Consider the following 19926-nt stretch of genomic DNA (forward strand, 5'->3'; position numbering starts at 1 on the left):
TCTCATTTCGTGGCTGCGCCGATCGCCGGCGTGGCAGGGGCGGGTGCCGGCGCCGGTTCAGGCAGTGGCAGCACCGGCGGCTTCTCGTCCAGAAGGTTGCGGGTGAAATAGTCGCGAAGCTTGCGCCAGAAGAAGGGCTGGGCGACGCGGTGGGTGGTATTGGGCAGGATCACCAGGTCGACGTCGCGCCCTTCGGTGATCAGCGCATTGGCCAGGCGCAGGCTCTCGGTGACGGGGACATTGTCGTCGATGTCGCCATGGATGAGCAGCAGCTTGCCGGTGAGGTTCTTCGCCACCGACATGTTGGAGTTGCGCTCCCACACTGCCGGATCGGGATTGCCCATCGAGACTTCGGGCCACCAGGCCTTGTCGAGCCGCAGGTCGTGATTGCCCGACGAGGCGACGGCGACCTTGAAGAAGTTGGGGCGGCGCAGGACGAAGCGCGCGGCGTCATAGCCGCCGGCCGATCCGCCATAGACGCCCACACGGGTGGCATCGACGTACGGATACTTCGCCGCGATCTGACGGATCATCGCGATGTGATCATCCAGGCCGACTTCGCCGAGATTCTGGTAGGCGGGCAGGCGGAAGGCCTGGCCGCGGCGCGAGGTGCCGGTGCCGTCGATGCTGACCACGATCGCGCCGATCTGCGCGACGCTGCCGGCACCGGCGGTGAGCGTGCCGCGCCAGTCGGTGGGCACGTTGGTCGTCGTCGGGCCGGTATAGACCGCGTCGATGATCGGATAGCTGCGCTTCGGATCGAAGTTCGCCGGGCGCCAGATCATGCCGTAGAGCGGGGTCTTGCCGTCGGCGGCGACGCCCTGGAAGGGTTCGGGCGCGGTATAACCGGTCGCGAACAGCGCGCTGGCATCGGCGCGGGCGAGCTCGGCGACGATCCGGCCGTCCGTCGCGTCGCGCAGCACGGTGCGGGTCGGCACGGTCGGGCTCGACATCGCGTCGAGGAACCATTTGCCGTCGGGCGAGACCTGGACCTGATGGTCCAGCGGTTCCGGCGTCAGCAGCTTCGCCGGCGTCCCGTCCATCGCGATGCGGTACAGCGACTGGTAATAGGGATTGCGGTCATGCTCGCGGCCTACGCCGGTGATGAGCATGGTCTTCTGCGCGCCGTCGATATGGTCGACGCCCAGCACTTCCCATTCGCCGCGGGTGATCGCGATGCCGCCATCCGGATCCTGGGGGCGGACGAGATAGAGCTGCGCCCAGCCGGTACGTTCGGACACGCTGAGCTCGCCGCCGAGTTCGGGCGCCGAACGCAGGAAGCTCGACGTCACGGTGACGAGCGGCTTCACCGCCTCGCGCGCGGTGACCACCGCCTTGCCGGTCTTCGGATCGGCCTCGTAGACGACAAGCTGGCCATAGCCACGCTCGGTCCACTGCACGCGGGCCTTGTTGCCCGACCAGCCGAGATCCGGCGGCGAAGGGTAGAGGATCGATTCCGACGGGATGTCCAGCGGCACGGGCTTGGCCTTGCCGTCGCGGATCGCCGCCTCGACATCAATCGCGAGCCGTGTCGCCTGGGGCAGCTTGGCCGCGCCGGCGAGCGGATACACATATTTGAAGCTGCGCGGATAGAAGCTGCCCGGCGGGTTCTCCTGGGTGATCGAGAGCTTCTCGACCCCGCGTGTGTCGAGCCGCCAGGTGAGGATCTGGCGGCTGTCGGGGGACCAGCTCACCGATACCGGCATGTCCGGCTCCTCGGTGCCGGCCTTCAATATGTCGGCGAGCTGCGGGATGCTGCGGCCATAGGGCTGTTCGCGGGTGCCGTCCGTGGTCAGCGCGGTCTCGCGGCCCGATTTGCGGTCGCGCGCGAACAGGTTGAAGTCGCGGGCGATGACTTCGAACCGGCCATCTGGCGACACGGCGCCTTCGCCTTCGGGGTCGCCCTTGGCGGCCTCGACCAGCGTCTGGGCGGTGGTGAGGGTCCAGCGCTTGTCGGCCAGGCCGAAGCTGAGCGTGGAGTCCTTGGTGTTGTAGTCGAGCCCCTGCAGCCACAGCGCGGCGGAATCGACTTCCTTGCCGGTGGCCGCGGCGAGCAGCTGGGCGAGCTTCGCTTCATTGACGACGCTGCGCACTTCGCCGGTGGCGAGGTTGCGATAGATGATGTCGCGCTTGCCCTGGTTGCCGAGCCGGTAAAGGATGCCCGATCCGTCCTGGGTGAAGCCGGCGTCCAGGTTCGCGTTCACGATCAGCTTGTCGATCTGCGGCCGCAGATAGCGATCCGCGCGCGCATAGCGTTCGGTGACGGCCGGCGCGGGGCTCGGAGTCGGATTCGGTGTAGGGTCCGCGTTCGCCGTGACCGTGATGGCCAGCAGCGTCCCCGCCAGCAATCGTGCAGCAAATTGTCTGTTATGCATGTCGCCTCCCGGACCCGATGCATAACCAGCATGGTCGGCTGCCTCAACAAAAATTATACCGTATAATGTACGACGCTTGCAATCATTCCGGGTTGGGATAGGTTTCCCGACCAAGGAGAGCAAAGACGTGGCTTCGCCACCATCCCACTCGCACATCCGGACCGGCGCGCTGATACAGAGCAAGAGCGCGCAGCGGTTCAAGGGGTCCCTCGCCCAGCAGCTTGCGGTCCAGATTCTCTCGGGCGTGCTGCCGGAGGGGCATGTCTTCCCCAGCGAGATCCAATATGCCGACCAGATCGGCATCTCCCGCTCGGCCCTGCGCGAGGCGCTGCGCATGCTCGCGGCCAAGGGGCTGGTGGAAAGCTGGCCCAAGGCAGGCACGCGCGTTGCGCCGCGAAGGCAATGGAGTCTGCTCGATCCCGACCTCCTCGCCTGGCAGTTCGAGTCGGAGCCGAGCCTGAAGTTCGTCCGCGATCTCTTCGAACTGCGCATGGTGGTGGAGCCCACTGCGGCGTCGTTCGCGGCGGAGCGGCGATCGGATGCGCAGGTGGTGGAAATGCGCACCGCGCTCGCGGAGATGGCGCTGCACGGACTCGCGACCGAGAAGGGGCGCTTCGCCGACCAGCGTTTCCACATGATCATGCTCGAGGCGACGCAGAATGATGCAATGATCGCGCTGGCGAGCTCGATCATGGCGGCGATCGCCTGGACGACGATCTACAAGCAGCGTGATCGCGAGTTGCCGCGCGACCCCATCCCCGACCATCGCTCCTTGCTGGATGCGATCGCCGCGCGTGACGTTGCGGGGTCGCGCGGCGCGATGACCGAGTTGGTCCGGCTTGCCCTCGCCGATACCGAGGTTTCGCTGCGGGGTGGCGAGGGCGACTGATCGTCCGCTCTGGCCAGTGCTGTATTCTTCCGGTTGCACGCCAAGCTTCCAACGAGCGGGTTGACGGTGTCGGGGTCCTATTGCAAAGATAAGAATCGTATACGGTCGGGCTAAGGAGAGTATTGTGGTCGAGATTACCGGAGCCATTTTGATCGGGGCGGATGCGCATCCGGCGAGTGGCGGCACCTTCGATGCGGTGAATCCGGCGACCGGCGAGACGATCGCCCCCGCCTTTGCCGAGGCCGGGCCGGCTGATGTTGATGCGGCATGCGCGCTCGCGGCCCAGGCCTTTGACAGCTTCAGCGAGCTGGCGCCCGAGGCCCGCGCCCAGTTCCTCGACGCGGTCGCCGACGGCATCGCCGCGATCGGCGACGCCCTGACCGATCGTGCGATGGCGGAGACCGGCCTGCCGCGTCCGCGGCTGGAAGGCGAGCGCGGGCGCACGATCGGCCAGCTCAGGCTGTTCGCGAGCGTGGTGCGCGAAGGCGCCTGGCTCGACGTGACCATCGACACCGCGCTTCCGGAACGCGCGATCCCGCGCCCCGATCTGCGCCGCCGCAATGTCGCGCTGGGGCCGGTCGCGGTGTTCGGCGCTTCGAATTTCCCGCTCGCCTTCTCGGTGGCGGGTGGCGACACGGCCTCGGCCTTCGCGGCGGGGTGCCCGGTCGTGGTCAAGGGCCATCCGGCGCATCCGGGCACCGGCGAGCTGGTCGCGCGGGCGATCCAGCAGGCGGTGAAGGCCTGCGGGCTGCATCCCGGCGTCTTCTCCTATCTGCCGGGCACGACCAACGAACTCGGCGGCGCACTGGTGGCGGACCCGCGGATCAAGGCGGTGGGATTCACCGGCTCGCGCGGCGGCGGGCTCGCGCTCGTGCGCATCGCGGCGGGGCGCGAGGAGCCGATTCCGGTCTATGCGGAGATGTCCAGCATCAACCCGGTGATCCTGTTCCCCGAGGCCGCCCGTTCGCGCGGCGAGACGCTGGGCGCGGCCTTCATCCAGTCGCTGACGATGGGCGCCGGGCAGTTCTGCACCAATCCCGGGCTGGTCATCGCCTTCGAAGGCAGCGACCTCGACGCCTTCATCGCCTCGGCGGCAACCGCACTGGGCGCCAGCCCCGCCCAGCAGATGCTGAGCCCGGCAATCCACGCCAATTTCCGCAAGGGCGTCGATGCACTCGCGTCGCATTCGGCGGTGAAGATGGTCGCGCGCGGCCTGGTGGGCGAGGGTGTCAACCAGGCGCAGGGTGCATTGTTCGTCGCCGACGCGGATGCGTTCGAAGCGGACAGAGCGCTTTCGCATGAAGTGTTCGGTTCTTCGTCGATTATCGTGCGGATCAAGGATGCTGCGGAGATCGCGGGGCTGATCGCGGGGCTGGAGGGCCAGCTGACCGCTACCTTGCTGTTCGACGAGGCGGACGAGGCACTGGTCGCGCCGCTGATCCCGCTGCTCGCCGGCAAGGCCGGGCGCATCCTCGCCAATGGCTGGCCGACCGGCGTCGAGGTGAGCCACGCGATGGTGCATGGCGGGCCCTTCCCGGCGACCAGCGACAGCCGGACCACCTCGGTCGGTGCGCTGGCGATCGACCGGTTCCTGCGGCCCGTGTGCTACCAGAACCTGCCGGACCGGCTGCTGCCGGACGCCCTGCGGCAAGACAATCCCTACAAGGTCGCGCGTCGTGTCGACGGCGCGATGACCAAGGCCTGAGGCGCTTTCCTCGCGGCAGACCCGGACAGCCTGCCGCGAGGATTGACGCCCCCGATTACCAGGCGTAATCGTATACCATATCCATTGGAGAGCGTGATGCGGTCGATTTCAACCTCGCGACGGGAACTCATGATCGGCGCCGCGGCGCTGAGCTTCGGCGCCGGCTCGGCCGCACGGGCGGTTGCCGCCGCGGTGCGCGCGCCGGCCAAGGTGCAGCCGCTGCCGCTGGGCGACGTGCGCCTGCTTCCGTCGGATTTCGCGACCGCGGTCGAGGTCAACCACAAATATCTGCTCCGGCTGAGCCCGGACCGGTTCCTCCACAATTTCCGCAAATATGCCGGCCTCGAGCCCAAGGCGGCGATCTATGGGGGGTGGGAGAGCGACACGATCGCCGGCCATACGCTGGGCCACTACCTCACCGCGCTGGTGCTGATGTGGCAGCAGACCGGCGACGCCGAGATGCGCCGTCGCGCCGACTATATCGTCGACGAACTCGCCGAGGCGCAGGCGAAGCGCGGCACCGGCTATGTCGGCGCGCTCGGCCGCAAGCGGAAGGACGGCACCGTCGTCGATGGCGAGGAGATCTTCGCCGAGCTGACCAAGGGCGAGATCAAGTCGGGGGGATTCGATCTCAACGGCTCGTGGTCGCCGCTCTACACGGTACACAAGCTGTTCGCGGGCCTGCTCGACGTCCACGGCGCCTGGGGCAACAAGAAGGCGCTCGTCGTCGTCGAAGGGCTGGGCGGCTATTTCGAGCGCGTATTCCTGGCGCTGACCCCGGCGCAGGTGCAGGAAGTGCTGGGCTGCGAATATGGCGGGCTCAACGAGAGCTATGCCGAGATGCACCAGCGCACCGGCAACCCGCGCTGGCTCAAGATGGCCGAGCTGATCTACGACAACCGCGTGCTCGATCCGCTTTCCAACCGCGAGGACAAGCTCGCCAATTTCCACGCCAACACCCAGGTGCCCAAGCTGATCGGCCTGGCGCGGCTCTACGACATCACCGGCAACGAGAAGCGGCGGACCGCGGCGACCTTCTTCTGGGATCGCGTGGTGCACCACCACAGCTACGTCATCGGCGGCAATGCCGATCGCGAGTATTTCTTCGAGCCGGACACCACGTCGCAGCACATCACCGAAGTGACCTGCGAGCATTGCAACACCTACAACATGCTCAAGCTCACCCGGCACCTCTATGCGTGGGACCAGGACGGCGCGCTGTTCGACTATTATGAGCGCGCGCATCTCAACCACGTGATGTCGGCGCAGGACCCGGCGACCGGCGGCTTCACCTATATGACCCCGCTGATGAGTGGCGCCGAGCGCGGCTTTTCGAGCACCGACGACGACGCCTTCTGGTGCTGCGTCGGCTCGGGCATGGAGAGCCATGCCAAGCACGGCGAGTCGATCTTCTGGGAAGACGATGCCGGCGGCCTGATCGTCAATCTCTACATCCCCGCCGAGGCGCGCCTGGCGAAGCGCGGCGGATCGGTGAAGCTCGAGACCAGCTATCCCTTCACGCCGACTTCGACACTGAGCTTCGCCAAGATCAAGGCCGGCAAGTTCCCGCTGTCGCTGCGCGTGCCGGGCTGGGCAAACGGCAAGGCGGAAGTCACCGTCAACGGCAAGCCGGTCACCCCGGTGTTCGCGCGCGGCTATGCGATCGTCGATCGCCGCTGGCAGCCCGGCGACACTGTGCAGATCACCCTGCCGCTCGACCTGCGGATCGAAGCGGCGCCGGGCGACGACAGCACGATCGCGGTGCTGCGCGGCCCGATGGTGCTCGCCGCCGATCTGGGATCGCGCGAGACCAAGTGGGAGCAGGCCGATCCGGCGCTGGTCGGCGCCGACCTGATCGCCGGTTTCGTCCCCACGGATGCCGCCGCGGGACGCTATGCGACCAAGGGCGTGGTGCGGCCGTCGAACCTCGACTTCGTGCCTTTCTATCGCCAGTACAACCGCCGCAGCGCCGTCTATTTCAAGCGCTTCAGCGAGGCGGCGTGGAAGGTCGAGGAGGCCGCCTACAATGCCGAGCAGGCCCGCCTGCGCGACATCGCGGCGCGTTCGGTCGACGTCATGCACCTGGGCGAGATGCAGCCGGAGCGCGACCACAGCCTGACCTCCGAAATGTCCTGGCCGGTCACCTATCGCGGCCGCCAGGGCCGCGACGTGCGCTCGGGCGGTTTCCTCGAGTTCGACATGGCGGTGAAGCCGGGACCGTTGATGCTGCAGGCCAGCTATTGGGGTGACGAGCGCGGGCGGACGTTCGACATCCTGATCGACAACACCAAGGTGGCGACGCAGAAGCTCGACCATGACGCGCCGGGCAAGTTCTTCGACGTCGAATATGCGGTTCCGGAGGCGCTGACCCGCGGCAAGCAGAAGGTGCGCGTGCGGATCGTGCCCAAGGACCGCAGCACCGCGGGCCCGATCTTCGGGGTGCGGCTGTTCACCGCCAAGCCGGCGGCGGCGAATTGAGCGAGGCGCCGGCCGGCGTCGCGATGACGCTCGACAGCTTGCGGGAACTCGCCCGCGCCAAGCTGCGCGCGGCGGGGCTGGCCGGCGATCATGCCGATGCGGTTGCCGAGACGATGGTCTCGGGCGAGCGTGACGGCTGCGCCAGCCACGGCATCTATCGGCTGCTCGTCGCCGATCGCAGCATCCGCGCCGGCGTGGTGGTGCCCGATGCGGTGCCGCAGGTGAGCGAACCCAAGGCCGGGCTGGTGCGCGTGGACGGCGGCGGCGGCTTTGCCCAGCTCGCCTTCGAACGCGGCATGCCGCTTCTGGTCGAGAAGGCGCGCGCCAATGGCATCGCCGCGCTGGCGCTGAACCATGTCGTGCACTTCGCGGCGCTGTGGCCCGAGGTGGAGATGCTGGCGGAGCAGGGGCTGGTCGCCCTGGCCTTCACCCCCAGCCATGCCTGGGTGGCGCCGGCGGGCGGGACGAAGCCGGTGTTCGGGACCAATCCGATCGCATTCGGCTGGCCCCGGCCGGGGCGCGATCCGTTCGTGTTCGACTTCGCCACCAGCGCCGTCGCGCGCGGCGAGATCGAGCTGCACCGCCGCGAGGGCCGGGCGGTTCCCGAGGACTGGGGCTATGACGCGGAGGGACGCGGGACCACCGATGCCGAGGCGGTGCTGAACGGTGCGATGCGCACGTTCGGCGGGCACAAGGGCTCGGCCCTGGCAGCGATGGTCGAGCTGCTCGCCGGGCCGCTGATCGCGGACATGACCAGCGCCGAATCGATCGCGGCCGACCAGGGGCGCGGCGGATCGCCGATCGGGGGCGAGCTGATCCTGGCGATCGACCCCGCGGGCTTTCTCGGCGAGGCGGTGCAGGCGCATCTCGAGCGTGCGGAAGCGATGTTCGCTGCAATCGAGGGGCAGGGCGCCCGGCTGCCCTCGCAGCGGCGCTATGCCGCGCGGGCGCGCAGCCTGAGCGAGGGTGTCACCATCCCCGCGGGACTATATGCGGACATCATGGCAATCGGAGAGTGATCGTGGCGGGATGGCGTAGCGCGGCTTGGATGCTGGCGGGTGTGGCGGTGATGGCGACGACGGCGGCGGATGCAGGCATCCCCAAGGGCGCCGCCGATGCCCAGTTCCGCAAGCTCTACACCGAGGAATATGCCTGGCGGCAGCGCCAGCAGGGGCCGAGCGAGGACAGCCCGAAGAACGACAAGCCGGGCCTGCCCGATGTCGGCCCCGCCGCACAGGCGGCACGGCTGGCACGCTGGACCGCGACGCTGGCCGCGCTGAACCGGATCAAGCCCGCCACCCTCTCGCCGGCCGAGCAGGTCAACTACGCGGTCTACAAGGGCCAGATCGAGGCGCTGCTCAACGAGCAGAAGTTCCGCGACTATGAAAAGCCGCTCAACGCGGACAGCAGCTTCTGGGGCGACCTTGTAGAAGCCGGACGCGGCGACTTCGTGCGCGAGGCGGATTATCGCCGCTACCTGGCGACGCTGCGCGACATGCCGCGCTATTTCGACCAGCAGATCGAGAACATGCGTGCGGGCCTCAAGCGCGGGTTCACGCCGCCGCAGATCACCCTGAAGGGGCGCGACGCCGGGGTCGCCAAGGTCGTCGACGCGAAGACTCCCGCCGACTCGCCCTTCTTCACACCCTTCACCAAATTCCCCGCGGGGATGCCGGCGGACGTCCAGGCGAAGCTGCGGGTTGAGGGCGAAGCGGCAATCCGCGATGCCGTGGTGCCGGCCCATGCCAAGCTGCTGCGCTTCCTGCGCGAGGAATATATCCCGGGCGCACGCACCGTTCTCGCCGCCTATGACCTGCCGGACGGGCACGCCTATTATCGCTCGAAGGTCGCCGAATATACGACGCTCGACCAGACGCCCGAGCAGGTCCATGCGATCGGCCTGGCCGAGGTCGCCAAGATCCGCGCCCGCATGCACGACGTGATGCAGCAGGTCGGGTTCAAGGGCGATTTCCCCGCCTTCCTCAAGTTCCTGCGCACCGATCCGCAATTCTACGCCAAGACGCCGCAGGACCTGCTCGATCGCGGTGCGTGGATCGCCAAGAAGTTCGACGGCAAGGCGTCCAAATATTTCGGCCGGCTGCCGCGCAGCCGCTTCGCGATCATCCCAGTGCCGGACGACATCGCCCCCTTCTACACCAGCGGCCGGGGCGGGCCGGGCGTCTACCTGATCAACACCTACAACCTGCCGGCGCGGGCGCTCTATTCGCTCCCGGCCCTGACGCTGCACGAAAGCGCGCCGGGCCACGCCTTCCAGATGCCGCTCGCCGCCGAGAACAAGGACCTGCCGGCGTTCCGCCGCGACACCTATCTCTCGGTCTATGGCGAGGGCTGGGCGCTCTATTCGGAGGCGCTGGGCGAAGAAATGGGGATGTACGAAACGCCCTACGAGCTGTTCGGCATGCTCAGCTACCAGATGTGGCGCGCGGCGCGGCTGGTGGTCGACACCGGCATCCACGCCCAGGGCTGGACCCGCGAGCAGGCGCAGCAATATCTGCACGACAACACCGCGCTGGCCGATCACGAGATCGAGACCGAGGTGGATCGCTACATCGCCTGGCCCGGCCAGGCGCTGAGCTATTACACCGGCGAACTGGCGATCCTGAACGCCCGGACGCGCGCCGAGAAGGCGCTGGGCGGGAAGTTCAACCTGCGTGCCTTCCACGACGCCGTGCTCGCGCTCGGATCGGTGCCGGTTCCCGAGATCGACCGGCGTATCGACAAGCTCATCGCCGACGGCGGCAAGGGCCCCTATCCCGACGAGGAATGACCTGATGCGAATGATGGCTTTCGCCGCGCTGCTGGCGCTGCCCGGTGCTGCCTGCGCGCAAGGCGTGGAGGCGCCGGAGACGGTGACCTCGAAGGGCAATCCGATCCTTGCGGACGGGCGCTATTACACCACCGATCCGGCGCCTCTGGTCGATGGCGACACGCTCTACATCCTCACCGGACGGGACGTGGCCGATCCGGAGGTCAACGACTTCATCATGCCCGAATGGCAGCTGCTGTCGACGCGCGACCCGGCTTCGCACGTCTGGCAGCATAAGCCGGGCTTCATCCGGCCCGAGAACGTGTTCGCCTGGGCCGAGCCGGCGCGGGCCTATGCCGGGCAGATCGTGAAGGGGCCGGACGGGCGCTTCTATTTCTACGCGCCGGTGCTCGAGCGCGACAGCGACGCGAAGGACCGGTTCGCGATCGGCGTCGCGGTGGCGGACAGCGTGAACGGACCCTGGAAGGACGCACACCCCGCCGGGCCGATCGTCTCGCAGAAGATCCCGGTTCCGAACGACATCCAGAACATCGATCCCACGGTGCTGGTCGACGATGACGGGCGGGTCTACCTCTATTGGGGCACGTTCGGGCAGATGCGCGGCATGGAGCTGGAGCGCGACATGATCACGCCCAAGGGTCCCGAGACGCGGATCCAGGGGTTGACCGGCTTCTTCGAGGCGCCGTGGATCTTCAAGCGCAAGGGCATCTATTACATGCTCTATGCGGGCAACAAGGCGGGCCCCGACAGCGCCTGCACCCCGGCGGTCTATCATGCCTGCCAGGCCTGGGGCACGGCGACCTCGCCGCTCGGACCCTGGACCTATCGCGGCGTCGCGCTGCGTCCGGTCTCCTCGACCACCTCGCATGCCGGAATCGTCGAGTTCAAGGGCAAGTGGTACATGGCCTACCACACCGCCGATGCGGTGGGCGGCGGGCATTTCCGGCGCAGCGTCGCGATCGACCCGGTCGAATGGGACGACAGCGTCTCGCCCGCGGCGATGCGGCCGGTGGTGCCGACCCGCGCGCCGCAGCCCGCGCCCGTGGCGACGCGCAATGTGGCGAGATCGGCCTGGGCGTCGTCGTCGAACCAGGTGCCGCTGCAATATTGGATCGCCGCGATCAACGACGGCAAGGTGCGCGCCAATCCGCTGCCGCCCGAGATGTGGGGCACTTGGAACGGCAACAACCCGAAACAGCCCTGGATCGAGTATCGCTGGGACAAGCCGGTGACGCTCAACGGATCGCGCATCTATTTCTTTGCCGACCAGCCGGCGGGATCGGGCGTCGGCGTGGCGCCGCCAGCGGCCTGGCACCTCGAATATTGGAGCGGCGGCTGGAAGCCGGTGCCGGGCGCGAGCGGCTATGGCACGACGCCGGGCGCGTTCCAGGACGTCCGCTTCGCCCCGGTGACCACGCGCTGCCTGCGCGCGGTGTTCGATGCATCCAGTGCGGGCGGCACCTATGCCGGGGTCGGCGTGCAGGAATGGGAAGCGCTGGCGCCGGGTGCCCGGAAGCCCGTCTCCGCGCCGGCCGGCGCTCCGGCGGACTGCGGCAAGTAACGAAAAGGCGCACCGTCGGCCCGATCGCCGACGGTGCGCGTTGTTCGATCAGGCGAAGGGCCGGTCGATCGCCACCTGCGGCTCGGTGAACCAGGCGGAGCCGGTCTCGGTGACGTACATGTGATCCTCCAGGCGGATGCCGTAGCGCTCGGGCACGACGATCATCGGCTCGTTCGAGAAGCACATGCCCGGCGCCAGCGGGGTGCGGTCGCCGCGCACCAGATAGGCGGGCTCGTGGATCGCCAGGCCGATGCCGTGGCCGGTGCGGTGCGGCAGGCCGGGCAGGCGATAGTCCGGGCCCAGGCCACCCCGCTCGAGCACCGCGCGGGCGGCATAGTCCACGCTCTCGCACGACTCGCCCGGCCGGCACGCGTCGAACGCGGCGGCCTGGGCTTCCTTCTCCAGATCCCAGGTCGCGCGGACTTCGTCATCGACCCGGCCGAAGCCATAGGTGCGGGTGATGTCCGAATGATAGCCGTCGACCGTGCAGCCGGTATCGATCAGCACGAGCTGGTCTTCTTCGAGCGCCTGATCGAAGGGCAGGCCGTGCGGATAGGCGGTCGCGGTGCCGAACTGGACCGCGCAGAAGGTCGAACCGGCGGCGCCCAGCGCACGGTGCGCCTTGTTGATGAAGTCCTTGACCGTGCTGGCGTGCATCCCCGGCGCCAGGATGCGCGCGGCGCGGCGGTGCACCTCCAGCGTCATCGACTTGGCCTGCTGCATCAAGGCGAGCTCGGTCGGCGACTTGATCATGCGCAGCGCGTCGATCACCGGCGCGCCGGAAACGGGGCGGAACGCTGCGCGAAGCTGCTCGGACCAGAGGAAGGGGAGCAGCGGATCGATCGCGAGCACCGAATCGCGCGGCAGGGCATCCACGATCAGGTCGATCGGATTTTCGTCCTCCTGCCAGAGCAGCAGGTCGGCATCCACGACCAGCTCGGCCTCCAGCGAGCCGCGCTCGAACGCCGGGCAGATCACCAGCGGGCGGCCGTTCCGGGGCAGCAGCAAGGCCACCAGCCGCTCGGTCGGCGACCAGGCGACGCCGGTGAAATAGCGCAGGCTCGGGCCGGCGTTCACCAGCACCGCGTCGGCGCCGATCGCGTCGAGCCGCTCGCGGGCGCGCTCTATGCGGCCCAGCCGCTCCTCGACGGTGATGCGCGGCGCCGGCGCGGCCCAGGCCGCGAGCGAGGCGAGCTCCGCTTCGATCGTCGATCCACCGATGGTCATTTGCGTCCTCCTTTGCCGCCGAATCGCTCGAGGTCGAACGGCGTGATGTCGATATGGGGTTCGGCCTCGCCGGCCAGGGCCGTCACCAGCTCGGCGGTGATCGGCGCCAGGGTCAGCCCCAGATGCTGGTGGCCGAAGGCATAGAGCAGATTGGATGCCCGGCGCGACCGCCCGATCGCCGGGAGATAGTCCGGCAAGGTGGGGCGCGCGCCCATCCAGCGCGTGTACGGGCCCTGCATCGGCAGGCCGAGTTCGGCGACATGCGCCTCGAGTCGCTCCCATTTGCGCGGGTCGGCGGGCGCATCGATCTCGCCCAGCTCGACGAAGCTCGCCGCCTGCACGGTATCGCCATAGGGCGTGACGATCATCGAGCGGTCCTCGAACACCACCGGCACCGGGATCGGCCAATCCTGCACCTGCGCGCGGATATGATAACCGCGCTCGGCGATGATCGGGGCGCGGTGGCCGGCGGGCTCGACCAGCGCCCGGCTGCGCGCGCCGGCGGCGACGAGCACCAGGTCGCCGTCATGCCCCGGGACCTCTGCCTTTCCATCGCGGACGGTGAGTGCGCCGGGCTCGTGTACGATCACGCCGCCCAGTGCCAATATCTCTTCCTCGAGCGCCTGCGCGAGCCGGTCGAGATCGGTGACCTGCCCCGTGCCCTCGAACTGCACTGCACCCGCTATGGGCGCGCGGCTCAGCGCACGCAGCGCGGCCAGGTCCTGTGATCCGGCATCGTGGAGCCGCGCGGTGCCGGTGTCGCTGCCGGTCCAGGATCGCTTGCCCGCTGCGGCGGACGCGTCCGTCTCCCAGGCGACGAGATGCCCATCGGCCTTCACCAGGTCCGGGCTGGCCCAGGGCGCGCGCTGCCAGGCGGGTATCGCTTCGCCGAGCAGGGCACGCAGCGCAGCACTACCTGCTTCGAACCGGCTGGGTCGGGCGGCTGACATGAAGCGTATAGCGAAGGGCAGCCATTCGCCGATCGCGGTGAGCGGCAGGTCGAGCGCGCCGCCCGCGGCAAAGCGCCGGCGCCAGGCGGATTTCAGCGACGCGATCGACGCGAGCGGCGCCACCTGCTCGGTCGCGATGTGGCCGGCATTGCCCCAGGATGCCGCATTGCGGGCATGTGATGCCTCGAGCACCACCACCCGATGCCCGGCCCGCAACAGTGCCGAAGCACAGGAGAGCCCGACGATTCCGCCCCCGATGATAGTAATGCTCTTCACGCTCAACCTCTTGCAACGCACAAACCAGTATCGTATACGTTATCCGACTTCAAGGATTGGGGTAAGTGATGACGATCGGATGGAAGGGTGTTTTTCCTGCGGTGACGACGCAGCTGCGCGAGGATCTCTCGATTGATCTCGCCGACACGCAGCGGGTTGTGGACGATCTGGTCCGCGACGGCGTTACCGGAGTAATCGCACTCGGTACGGTGGGCGAGAATAATTCGCTCGAATATGAAGAGAAGGTCAGCGTGCTCTCGGCGATCGTCGAGGTCGTGGATGGCCGCGTGCCGGTGATCACCGGCGTTTCGGAATACGACACGCGCCGCGCGGCGCGCTATGCGCAGGCTGCCGAGAAGGCCGGGGCCGACGGCCTGATGCTGCTGCCGCCGATGGTCTATGTGCCCAAGGCCGCCGAGCTGGTCGCGCACTTCAAGGGCGTGGCCGAGAAGACGGCGCTGCCGATCATGCTCTACAACAACCCGCCGGCCTATCGCACCGTGATCGACCAGGAAGTGCTCGAGGCGCTCCGCGGCGTCGAGAACATCGTCGCGGTCAAGGAATCGGCTCCGGACACGCGCCGCTTCACCGATTTCCGCAATGCGTTCGGCGATCGCTACGTGCTGTTCGCCGGCCTGGACGACGTGGCGCTGGAGGGGCTGTTCCTCGGCGCGCAGGGCTGGGTCTCGGGCCTCACCAACGCCTTCCCGAAGGAGTCGGTCGAGCTGGTCGCGGCGTTCGAGCGTGGCGACTATGCCAAGGCGCTCGAAATCTATCGCTGGTTCATGCCGCTCCTCCACCTCGATGCGGAGCATGACCTGGTCCAGTCGATCAAGCTCGCCGAGCAGGTGATGGGCCGCGGTTCCGAGCGCGTGCTGCCGCCGCGCTACCCGCTCGAAGGCGCACGCCGTGCGGAAGTGATCGCGATGGTCGAGAAGGCCGCCGCCACCCGCCCGACGCTCGGCGTCGCAAAGGCGGCCTGAGCCCAGGATGCGCCACACCTTCTTCTGCATCGACGGGCACACCGCTGGTAACCCGGTCCGCCTGGTCGCCGGCGGCGCCCCGCTGCTAAAGGGAGGATCAATGTCGGAACGGCGCCAGGATTTCCTGGCCCGTTTCGACTGGATCCGCACCGGACTGTGCTTCGAGCCCCGCGGGCACGACATGATGTCCGGCGGGTTCCTGTATCCGCCGACACAGGCGGATTGCGACATCGGCATCCTGTTCATCGAGACCTCGGGCTGCCTGCCGATGTGCGGGCACGGCACGATCGGCATCATCACCTTCGGGCTCGAACATGGCCTGATCCAGCCTGCCGTCCCCGGCAAGCTCAAGGTCGAAGTGCCCGCCGGCGTGATCGACATCGCGTACACGCAGGAAGGCGACAAGGTTACCGCAGTCCGGATCGTCAATGTTCCGGCCTATGTCGCGGCCAAGGGGATCGAAGTCGATGTCGAGGGCATCGGCCCGCTGTCGATCGACGTCTCCTATGGCGGAAATTACTATGCGATCATTGAGCCGCAGGGTCGCTACACCGGCCTGGACGATCTCGGTGCGTCGCGGATCATCGATCTGAGCGGCCGTGTCCGCGAAGCGGTGCGGGCGAAGTTCGAGCCGGTCCACCCGCTCGATTCGACCATTCGCGGCGTCAGCCACATCCTCTGGGCCGACAAGCCGAAGGGTGAGGGCGCCGATGGCCGCAACGCGGTGTTCTATGGCGACAAGGCGATCGACCGCAGTCCGTGCGGCACCGGCACCTCGGCGCGCCTGGCCCATCTGTTCGACAAGGGCGTGCTCAAGGTCGGCGACCGCTTCGTCCACGAAAGCTATATCGGCAGCCGCTTCATCGGCCGGGTCGAGGCGGAGACGGCGCTCGGCGAGCAGAAGGCGATCGTTCCTTCGATCGAGGGTTCGGCCATCGCCACCGGCTTCAACACGATCTGGATCGATCGCGCGGACCCGTTCTGGGAAGGTTTCCAGGTAAAGTGACGCGGATGAGTTCGTTTCCCGGCGAAGCAGGCGCGCGCCAGGGGCGGGGAACGAGCGGCATCGTCGTGCGCACGCTGGCGGAACGGGTGTTCGAGATCGTGCGCGAGCAGATCGTCACCGGCCGCATGGTCGACAATGCGCCGATCCGTCAGGACGCACTCGCCACCGAACTGGGGGTCAGCAAGATCCCGCTGCGTGAGGCGCTGGCGCGTCTCGAGCACGAAGGCCTGCTGACCAGCCACGCCAATCGCGGCTATTTCGTCCAGCCGATGTCCGCCGACCGCGTGGAGGAAATCTATGCGCTGCGGATCAGCATCGAGCCCCGCGCCGCCGCCTTTGCCGCCGAGCGCGCGACCGAGGCGGACCACGAAATGGTCGTCGAGGCATTCCAGCGGCTCGACGGCGCCGCCGCGACCAATCTCGCCGAAGTGGCGGTCTGCAACCGCGACTTCCACACCGCGCTGGTGCGCCCGGGCGGGCGGCTGCTGACCACCCAGCTGATCGAGCGCCTGTCCATCCTGGCCGAGCGCTACGTCATCGCGCATCTCCAGCCCGCCGGCCGCGAGACGCGCGCCCATGCGGAGCATCGCGAGCTGCTCGATGCCTGGATCGCCCGCGATACCGACAAGCTCGTGTCGATGTTGACCGAGCATCTTCAACGCACGCTCGACGATCTGCGGCTGCAGTTCGGCTCGGGGGCATGACACGATAACGATAGAACGAGGGGGAATCGCCATGTTTGGCCCACGCAAGTCGCTAGCATCCGTCACGCAGCATGCGGAGGGCCACGCACTGGCCAAGACGCTGAGCTGGCCGCACCTGATCGCGCTGGGGGTCGGCGCGATCGTCGGCACCGGCATCTACACGCTGACCGGCGTGGGCGCGGAACGGGCCGGCCCGGCCGTAATCCTCGCCTTTGCCATCGCGGGTGCGGTCTGCGCCTGCGCCGCGCTTGCCTATGCCGAGCTGGCGACGATGATCCCGGCTGCCGGTAGCGCCTATACCTTCAGCTATGCCGCGCTGGGCGAGACCATCGCCTGGATCGTCGGCTGGAGCCTCGTCCTCGAATATTCGCTCGCCTGCTCCACCGTCGCGGTCGGCTGGTCGGGCTATCTGGTCGGCTGGATACAGTCGGCGGGAATACACCTGCCAGCGGCTCTGCTCGTCGGTCCACATGGCGGCGGCATCGTCAACCTGCCCGCCGTCGCGGTGGCGCTGACCGTCATGGGCATGCTGATCGCCGGCACGCGCGAGAGCGCCACGCTCAACATCATCCTGGTGATCATCAAGCTCGTCGCGCTAGGCGTCTTCGTCACTTTCGCGCTGCCGGCGTTCAACGCCGACAATCTCCATCCGTTCATGCCTTATGGCTTCGGCTCCACGGAGCTCGGCGGCGAGAAGCGTGGGGTGATGGCCGCTGCCGCGATCGTGTTCTTCGCCTTCTACGGCTTCGATGCCGTCGCGACTTCGGCCGAGGAAGCCAAGCGCCCCGGCCGCGACCTGACCATCGGCATCGTCGGTTCGATGCTGGTGTGCACCGTGATCTACATGGCGGTGGCGATCGCCGCAGTCGGCGCGCTGCCGTTCCAGCAGCTCGCCAACTCGCCCGAGCCGCTCGCGCTGGTGCTGCGCAGCCTGGGCCAGCCGCTCGCCGGCCACCTGATCGCCCTGGCCGCTGTGATCGCGCTGCCCTCGGTCATCCTGGTGATGATGTACGGACAGAGCCGCATCTTCTTCGTGATGGCGCGCGACGGGCTGCTGCCGCGCCGCCTGGCGGCGGTCTCGCCGCGCACCGGCGCGCCGACGCTCATCACCCTGCTGACTGGTGTCGGCATCGCGGTGGTCGCCGGGCTGTTCCCGCTCGACAAGATCGCCGAGCTCGCCAATGCCGGCACGCTGATCGCGTTCATCGCGGTCGGCGCATCGATGATGGTGCTGCGGCGCACCGCGCCGGAAATGCCGCGGCTGTTCCGCTGCCCGGCGCCCTATGTGGTCGGCACGCTGGCGATCCTGGGCTGCATCTACCTGCTGTTCAGCCTGCCGAGCTCGACGCTGACCTATTGCGTGCTGTGGAACGCGATCGGGCTGATCGTCTATTTCGCCTTTGGCCGGCGTACCAGCATCGTGCGCCGCAACGCGGCCGCCTGAGCGCCCCTCGACAAGGAACTGCATCATGAGCCGCAAGCTGTGGGCGCTCGCCCTCGCGACATCGCTGACCCCCACCGGCATGGCGCTGGCCAAGACGCCCTATGACGGGGTCTGGATCTTCGACCATGCCGATCCCCGGCCCGGCGTGACCATGGTCCAGGTGGCCAGCGAGGGCACGCGGATCACCGGCGCCGTGACCACTTTGTGGTACGGCCCGGTGACGATGCAGAATGCGCGGCTCGACAAGGGCGTGCTGACCTTCGAAGTGAAGAACCTCAACGATCGCGAGCATCCCGTGCAGACCTGGACGTTGCGCCGCACGGCCAAGGGCGTGCAACTGGGCGGGAAGATGTGGTTCTCGGACATCGCGGAAGGCGGCCGCCGCGGCACGGTCCGCGAGGCGGAGGCGCGCGCCTTCCGCGCCCAGGCGCTGCCGGCCTGGAAGGAAGTGGCGCAGCTCCCGCTCGCGCCGACTCCGCCGATGGGCTGGAGCAGCTGGAACAAGTTCGGCGAGAAGATCGACGACGCGACGATCCGCGCCATGGCCGATGCGATGGTCTCGACCGGGCTGCGCGACGCCGGCTATCGCTACATCAACATCGACGATGGCTGGCAGGGCACCCGGGATGCGGACGGCCGCATCCGCCCGAACGCCAAGTTCCCCGACATGAAGGCGCTCACCGACTATGTGCACGCCAAGGGGCTGAAGATCGGCATCTACAGCTCGCAGGGGCCGCGCACCTGCGCCGGCTACGAAGGCAGCTACGGCCATGTCCGCCAGGATGCGCAGAGCTATGCCGACTGGGGCTTCGATTATCTGAAGTACGACCTGTGCTCCGGCGAATATTTCTACGACAGCGCCGACACGGTGAAGCGCAGTTATGCCGAGATGGGCGCCGCGCTGGAGGCCACCGGCCGCCCGATCATCTTCTCGCTGTGCGAATATGGCCGGTTCGACGTCGGCAGCTGGGGGCGGCTGGTCGGCGGGCATCTGTGGCGCACCACCGGCGACATCACCGACGACTACAAGACGATGGCCCAGATCGGTTTCGACAAGAACGGCAAGGCCGAATATGCCGGCTCCAACGGCTTCAACGATCCGGACATGCTGGAGATCGGCAATGGCGGCATGTCCGAGGACGAATATCGCACGCACATGACGTTGTGGGCGATGTCGGCCGCGCCGCTGCTGATGGGCCACGACCTGCGCCAGACCCCGCCTGCGATGCTCAAGCTACTGGAGAATCGCGAGGTGATCGCGGTCGACCAGGACGCGCGCGGCATCCAGGGCAAGGCGGTCCGCAAGGACGGCACGCTCGAGATCTGGGCCAAGCCGCTCGCCGATGGTTCGGTCGCGCTGGCGCTGTTCAACCGCGGTGACGCCGCCGCGCGGATGAGCGCGACGGCTGCCGATGCAGGGTTCTCTGCGATCAGCGCCGTGCGCAATCTCTGGACGGGCGGCACCCACACCGCCGACGCACTCGGCTTCGACGTGCCGTCGCACGGCGTGGTGATGCTGCGGGTCGAGGGGAAGTAGGGA

General features: G+C 67.9%; 14 protein-coding genes. 11 read left to right on the forward strand and 3 right to left on the reverse strand.

Translation table 11 applies throughout. The features are described 5' to 3' along the window. Positions 1-2 precede the first annotated feature (2 nt). The gene (locus GGR46_RS00690) at positions 3-2375 is read right to left on the reverse strand and encodes a S9 family peptidase (RefSeq protein ID WP_183993629.1); all 2373 of its coding nucleotides are present in this window, start codon (positions 2373-2375) and stop codon (positions 3-5) included. Positions 2376-2544: 169 nt separating this feature from the next. Between GGR46_RS00690 and GGR46_RS00695 the strand changes: the two genes are divergently transcribed. The 6 genes from GGR46_RS00695 to GGR46_RS00720 all read left to right on the forward strand — a co-directional run bounded on the left by GGR46_RS00695 (position 2545) and on the right by GGR46_RS00720 (position 11796). Then, positions 2545-3264, forward strand: coding sequence for a FadR/GntR family transcriptional regulator (locus GGR46_RS00695; RefSeq protein ID WP_183996609.1), 720 nt, complete (start codon positions 2545-2547; stop codon positions 3262-3264). 124 nt (positions 3265-3388) lie between these two features. After that, complete coding sequence (locus GGR46_RS00700) at positions 3389-4969, forward strand: aldehyde dehydrogenase (NADP(+)) (RefSeq protein WP_425506500.1); 1581 nt, start codon at positions 3389-3391, stop codon at positions 4967-4969. A 129-nt stretch (positions 4970-5098) separates the two neighbouring features. Beyond that, on the forward strand, positions 5099-7447 hold the full coding sequence (locus GGR46_RS00705) for a glycoside hydrolase family 127 protein (RefSeq protein WP_183993631.1): 2349 nt from the start codon (positions 5099-5101) through the stop codon (positions 7445-7447). Positions 7448-7470: 23 nt separating this feature from the next. Continuing rightward, complete coding sequence (locus GGR46_RS00710) at positions 7471-8466, forward strand: Ldh family oxidoreductase (RefSeq protein ID WP_183996613.1); 996 nt, start codon at positions 7471-7473, stop codon at positions 8464-8466. 50 nt (positions 8467-8516) lie between these two features. Then, positions 8517-10235, forward strand: a complete 1719-nt coding sequence (locus GGR46_RS00715) for a DUF885 domain-containing protein (protein WP_246425941.1) — start codon at positions 8517-8519, stop codon at positions 10233-10235. 4 nt (positions 10236-10239) lie between these two features. Continuing rightward, positions 10240-11796, forward strand: coding sequence for a family 43 glycosylhydrolase (locus GGR46_RS00720; protein WP_183993633.1), 1557 nt, complete (start codon positions 10240-10242; stop codon positions 11794-11796). A gap of 48 nt (positions 11797-11844) precedes the next feature. Here GGR46_RS00720 and GGR46_RS00725 read toward each other — a convergent pair whose 3' ends face one another. Both GGR46_RS00725 and GGR46_RS00730 read right to left on the reverse strand, forming a co-directional pair. Next, the gene (locus GGR46_RS00725) at positions 11845-13023 is read right to left on the reverse strand and encodes a M24 family metallopeptidase (RefSeq protein ID WP_183993635.1); all 1179 of its coding nucleotides are present in this window, start codon (positions 13021-13023) and stop codon (positions 11845-11847) included. Beyond that, a complete protein-coding gene (locus GGR46_RS00730) occupies positions 13020-14249 on the reverse strand; it encodes an NAD(P)/FAD-dependent oxidoreductase (protein ID WP_343057913.1) in 1230 nt (409 codons plus the stop codon). Before GGR46_RS00730 ends, GGR46_RS00725 begins: the two co-directional genes overlap by 4 nt. A 68-nt stretch (positions 14250-14317) precedes the next feature. Between GGR46_RS00730 and GGR46_RS00735 the strand changes: the two genes are divergently transcribed. From GGR46_RS00735 to GGR46_RS00755, 5 genes are read left to right on the forward strand one after another with little or no spacing between them, the layout of a single operon-like run. After that, positions 14318-15232: a dihydrodipicolinate synthase family protein gene (locus GGR46_RS00735; RefSeq protein WP_183996617.1), complete on the forward strand. Its 915-nt coding sequence runs from the start codon at positions 14318-14320 to the stop codon at positions 15230-15232. A 7-nt stretch (positions 15233-15239) separates the two neighbouring features. Then, positions 15240-16238: a 4-hydroxyproline epimerase gene (locus GGR46_RS00740; protein WP_183993639.1), complete on the forward strand. Its 999-nt coding sequence runs from the start codon at positions 15240-15242 to the stop codon at positions 16236-16238. A 5-nt stretch (positions 16239-16243) separates the two neighbouring features. After that, on the forward strand, positions 16244-16942 hold the full coding sequence (locus GGR46_RS00745) for a GntR family transcriptional regulator (protein ID WP_183993641.1): 699 nt from the start codon (positions 16244-16246) through the stop codon (positions 16940-16942). A gap of 31 nt (positions 16943-16973) precedes the next feature. Next, a complete protein-coding gene (locus GGR46_RS00750) occupies positions 16974-18386 on the forward strand; it encodes an amino acid permease (protein WP_183993643.1) in 1413 nt (470 codons plus the stop codon). 25 nt (positions 18387-18411) lie between these two features. After that, positions 18412-19923: a glycoside hydrolase family 27 protein gene (locus GGR46_RS00755; protein ID WP_183993645.1), complete on the forward strand. Its 1512-nt coding sequence runs from the start codon at positions 18412-18414 to the stop codon at positions 19921-19923. Positions 19924-19926 lie beyond the last annotated feature (3 nt).

Source organism: Sphingomonas kyeonggiensis (genome assembly GCF_014196745.1).
GTDB classification, from domain to species: Bacteria; Pseudomonadota; Alphaproteobacteria; order Sphingomonadales; family Sphingomonadaceae; genus Sphingomonas; species Sphingomonas kyeonggiensis.

What these genes read in the sequence shown, in the direction of transcription:
- GGR46_RS00690 (WP_183993629.1), bottom strand. Translation starts at nt 2,375, where the DNA reads ATGCATAACAGACAATTTGCTGCACGATTGCTGGCGGGGACGCTGCTG.
- GGR46_RS00705 (WP_183993631.1), top strand. Translation starts at nt 5,099, where the DNA reads ATGATCGGCGCCGCGGCGCTGAGCTTCGGCGCCGGCTCGGCCGCACGG.
- GGR46_RS00735 (WP_183996617.1), top strand. Translation starts at nt 14,318, where the DNA reads ATGACGATCGGATGGAAGGGTGTTTTTCCTGCGGTGACGACGCAGCTG.
- GGR46_RS00755 (WP_183993645.1), top strand. Translation starts at nt 18,412, where the DNA reads ATGAGCCGCAAGCTGTGGGCGCTCGCCCTCGCGACATCGCTGACCCCC.
- GGR46_RS00710 (WP_183996613.1), top strand. Translation starts at nt 7,471, where the DNA reads ATGACGCTCGACAGCTTGCGGGAACTCGCCCGCGCCAAGCTGCGCGCG.
- GGR46_RS00745 (WP_183993641.1), top strand. Translation starts at nt 16,244, where the DNA reads ATGAGTTCGTTTCCCGGCGAAGCAGGCGCGCGCCAGGGGCGGGGAACG.
- GGR46_RS00725 (WP_183993635.1), bottom strand. Translation starts at nt 13,023, where the DNA reads ATGACCATCGGTGGATCGACGATCGAAGCGGAGCTCGCCTCGCTCGCG.
- GGR46_RS00720 (WP_183993633.1), top strand. Translation starts at nt 10,240, where the DNA reads ATGCGAATGATGGCTTTCGCCGCGCTGCTGGCGCTGCCCGGTGCTGCC.
- GGR46_RS00715 (WP_246425941.1), top strand. Translation starts at nt 8,517, where the DNA reads ATGGCGACGACGGCGGCGGATGCAGGCATCCCCAAGGGCGCCGCCGAT.
- GGR46_RS00740 (WP_183993639.1), top strand. Translation starts at nt 15,240, where the DNA reads ATGCGCCACACCTTCTTCTGCATCGACGGGCACACCGCTGGTAACCCG.
- GGR46_RS00750 (WP_183993643.1), top strand. Translation starts at nt 16,974, where the DNA reads ATGTTTGGCCCACGCAAGTCGCTAGCATCCGTCACGCAGCATGCGGAG.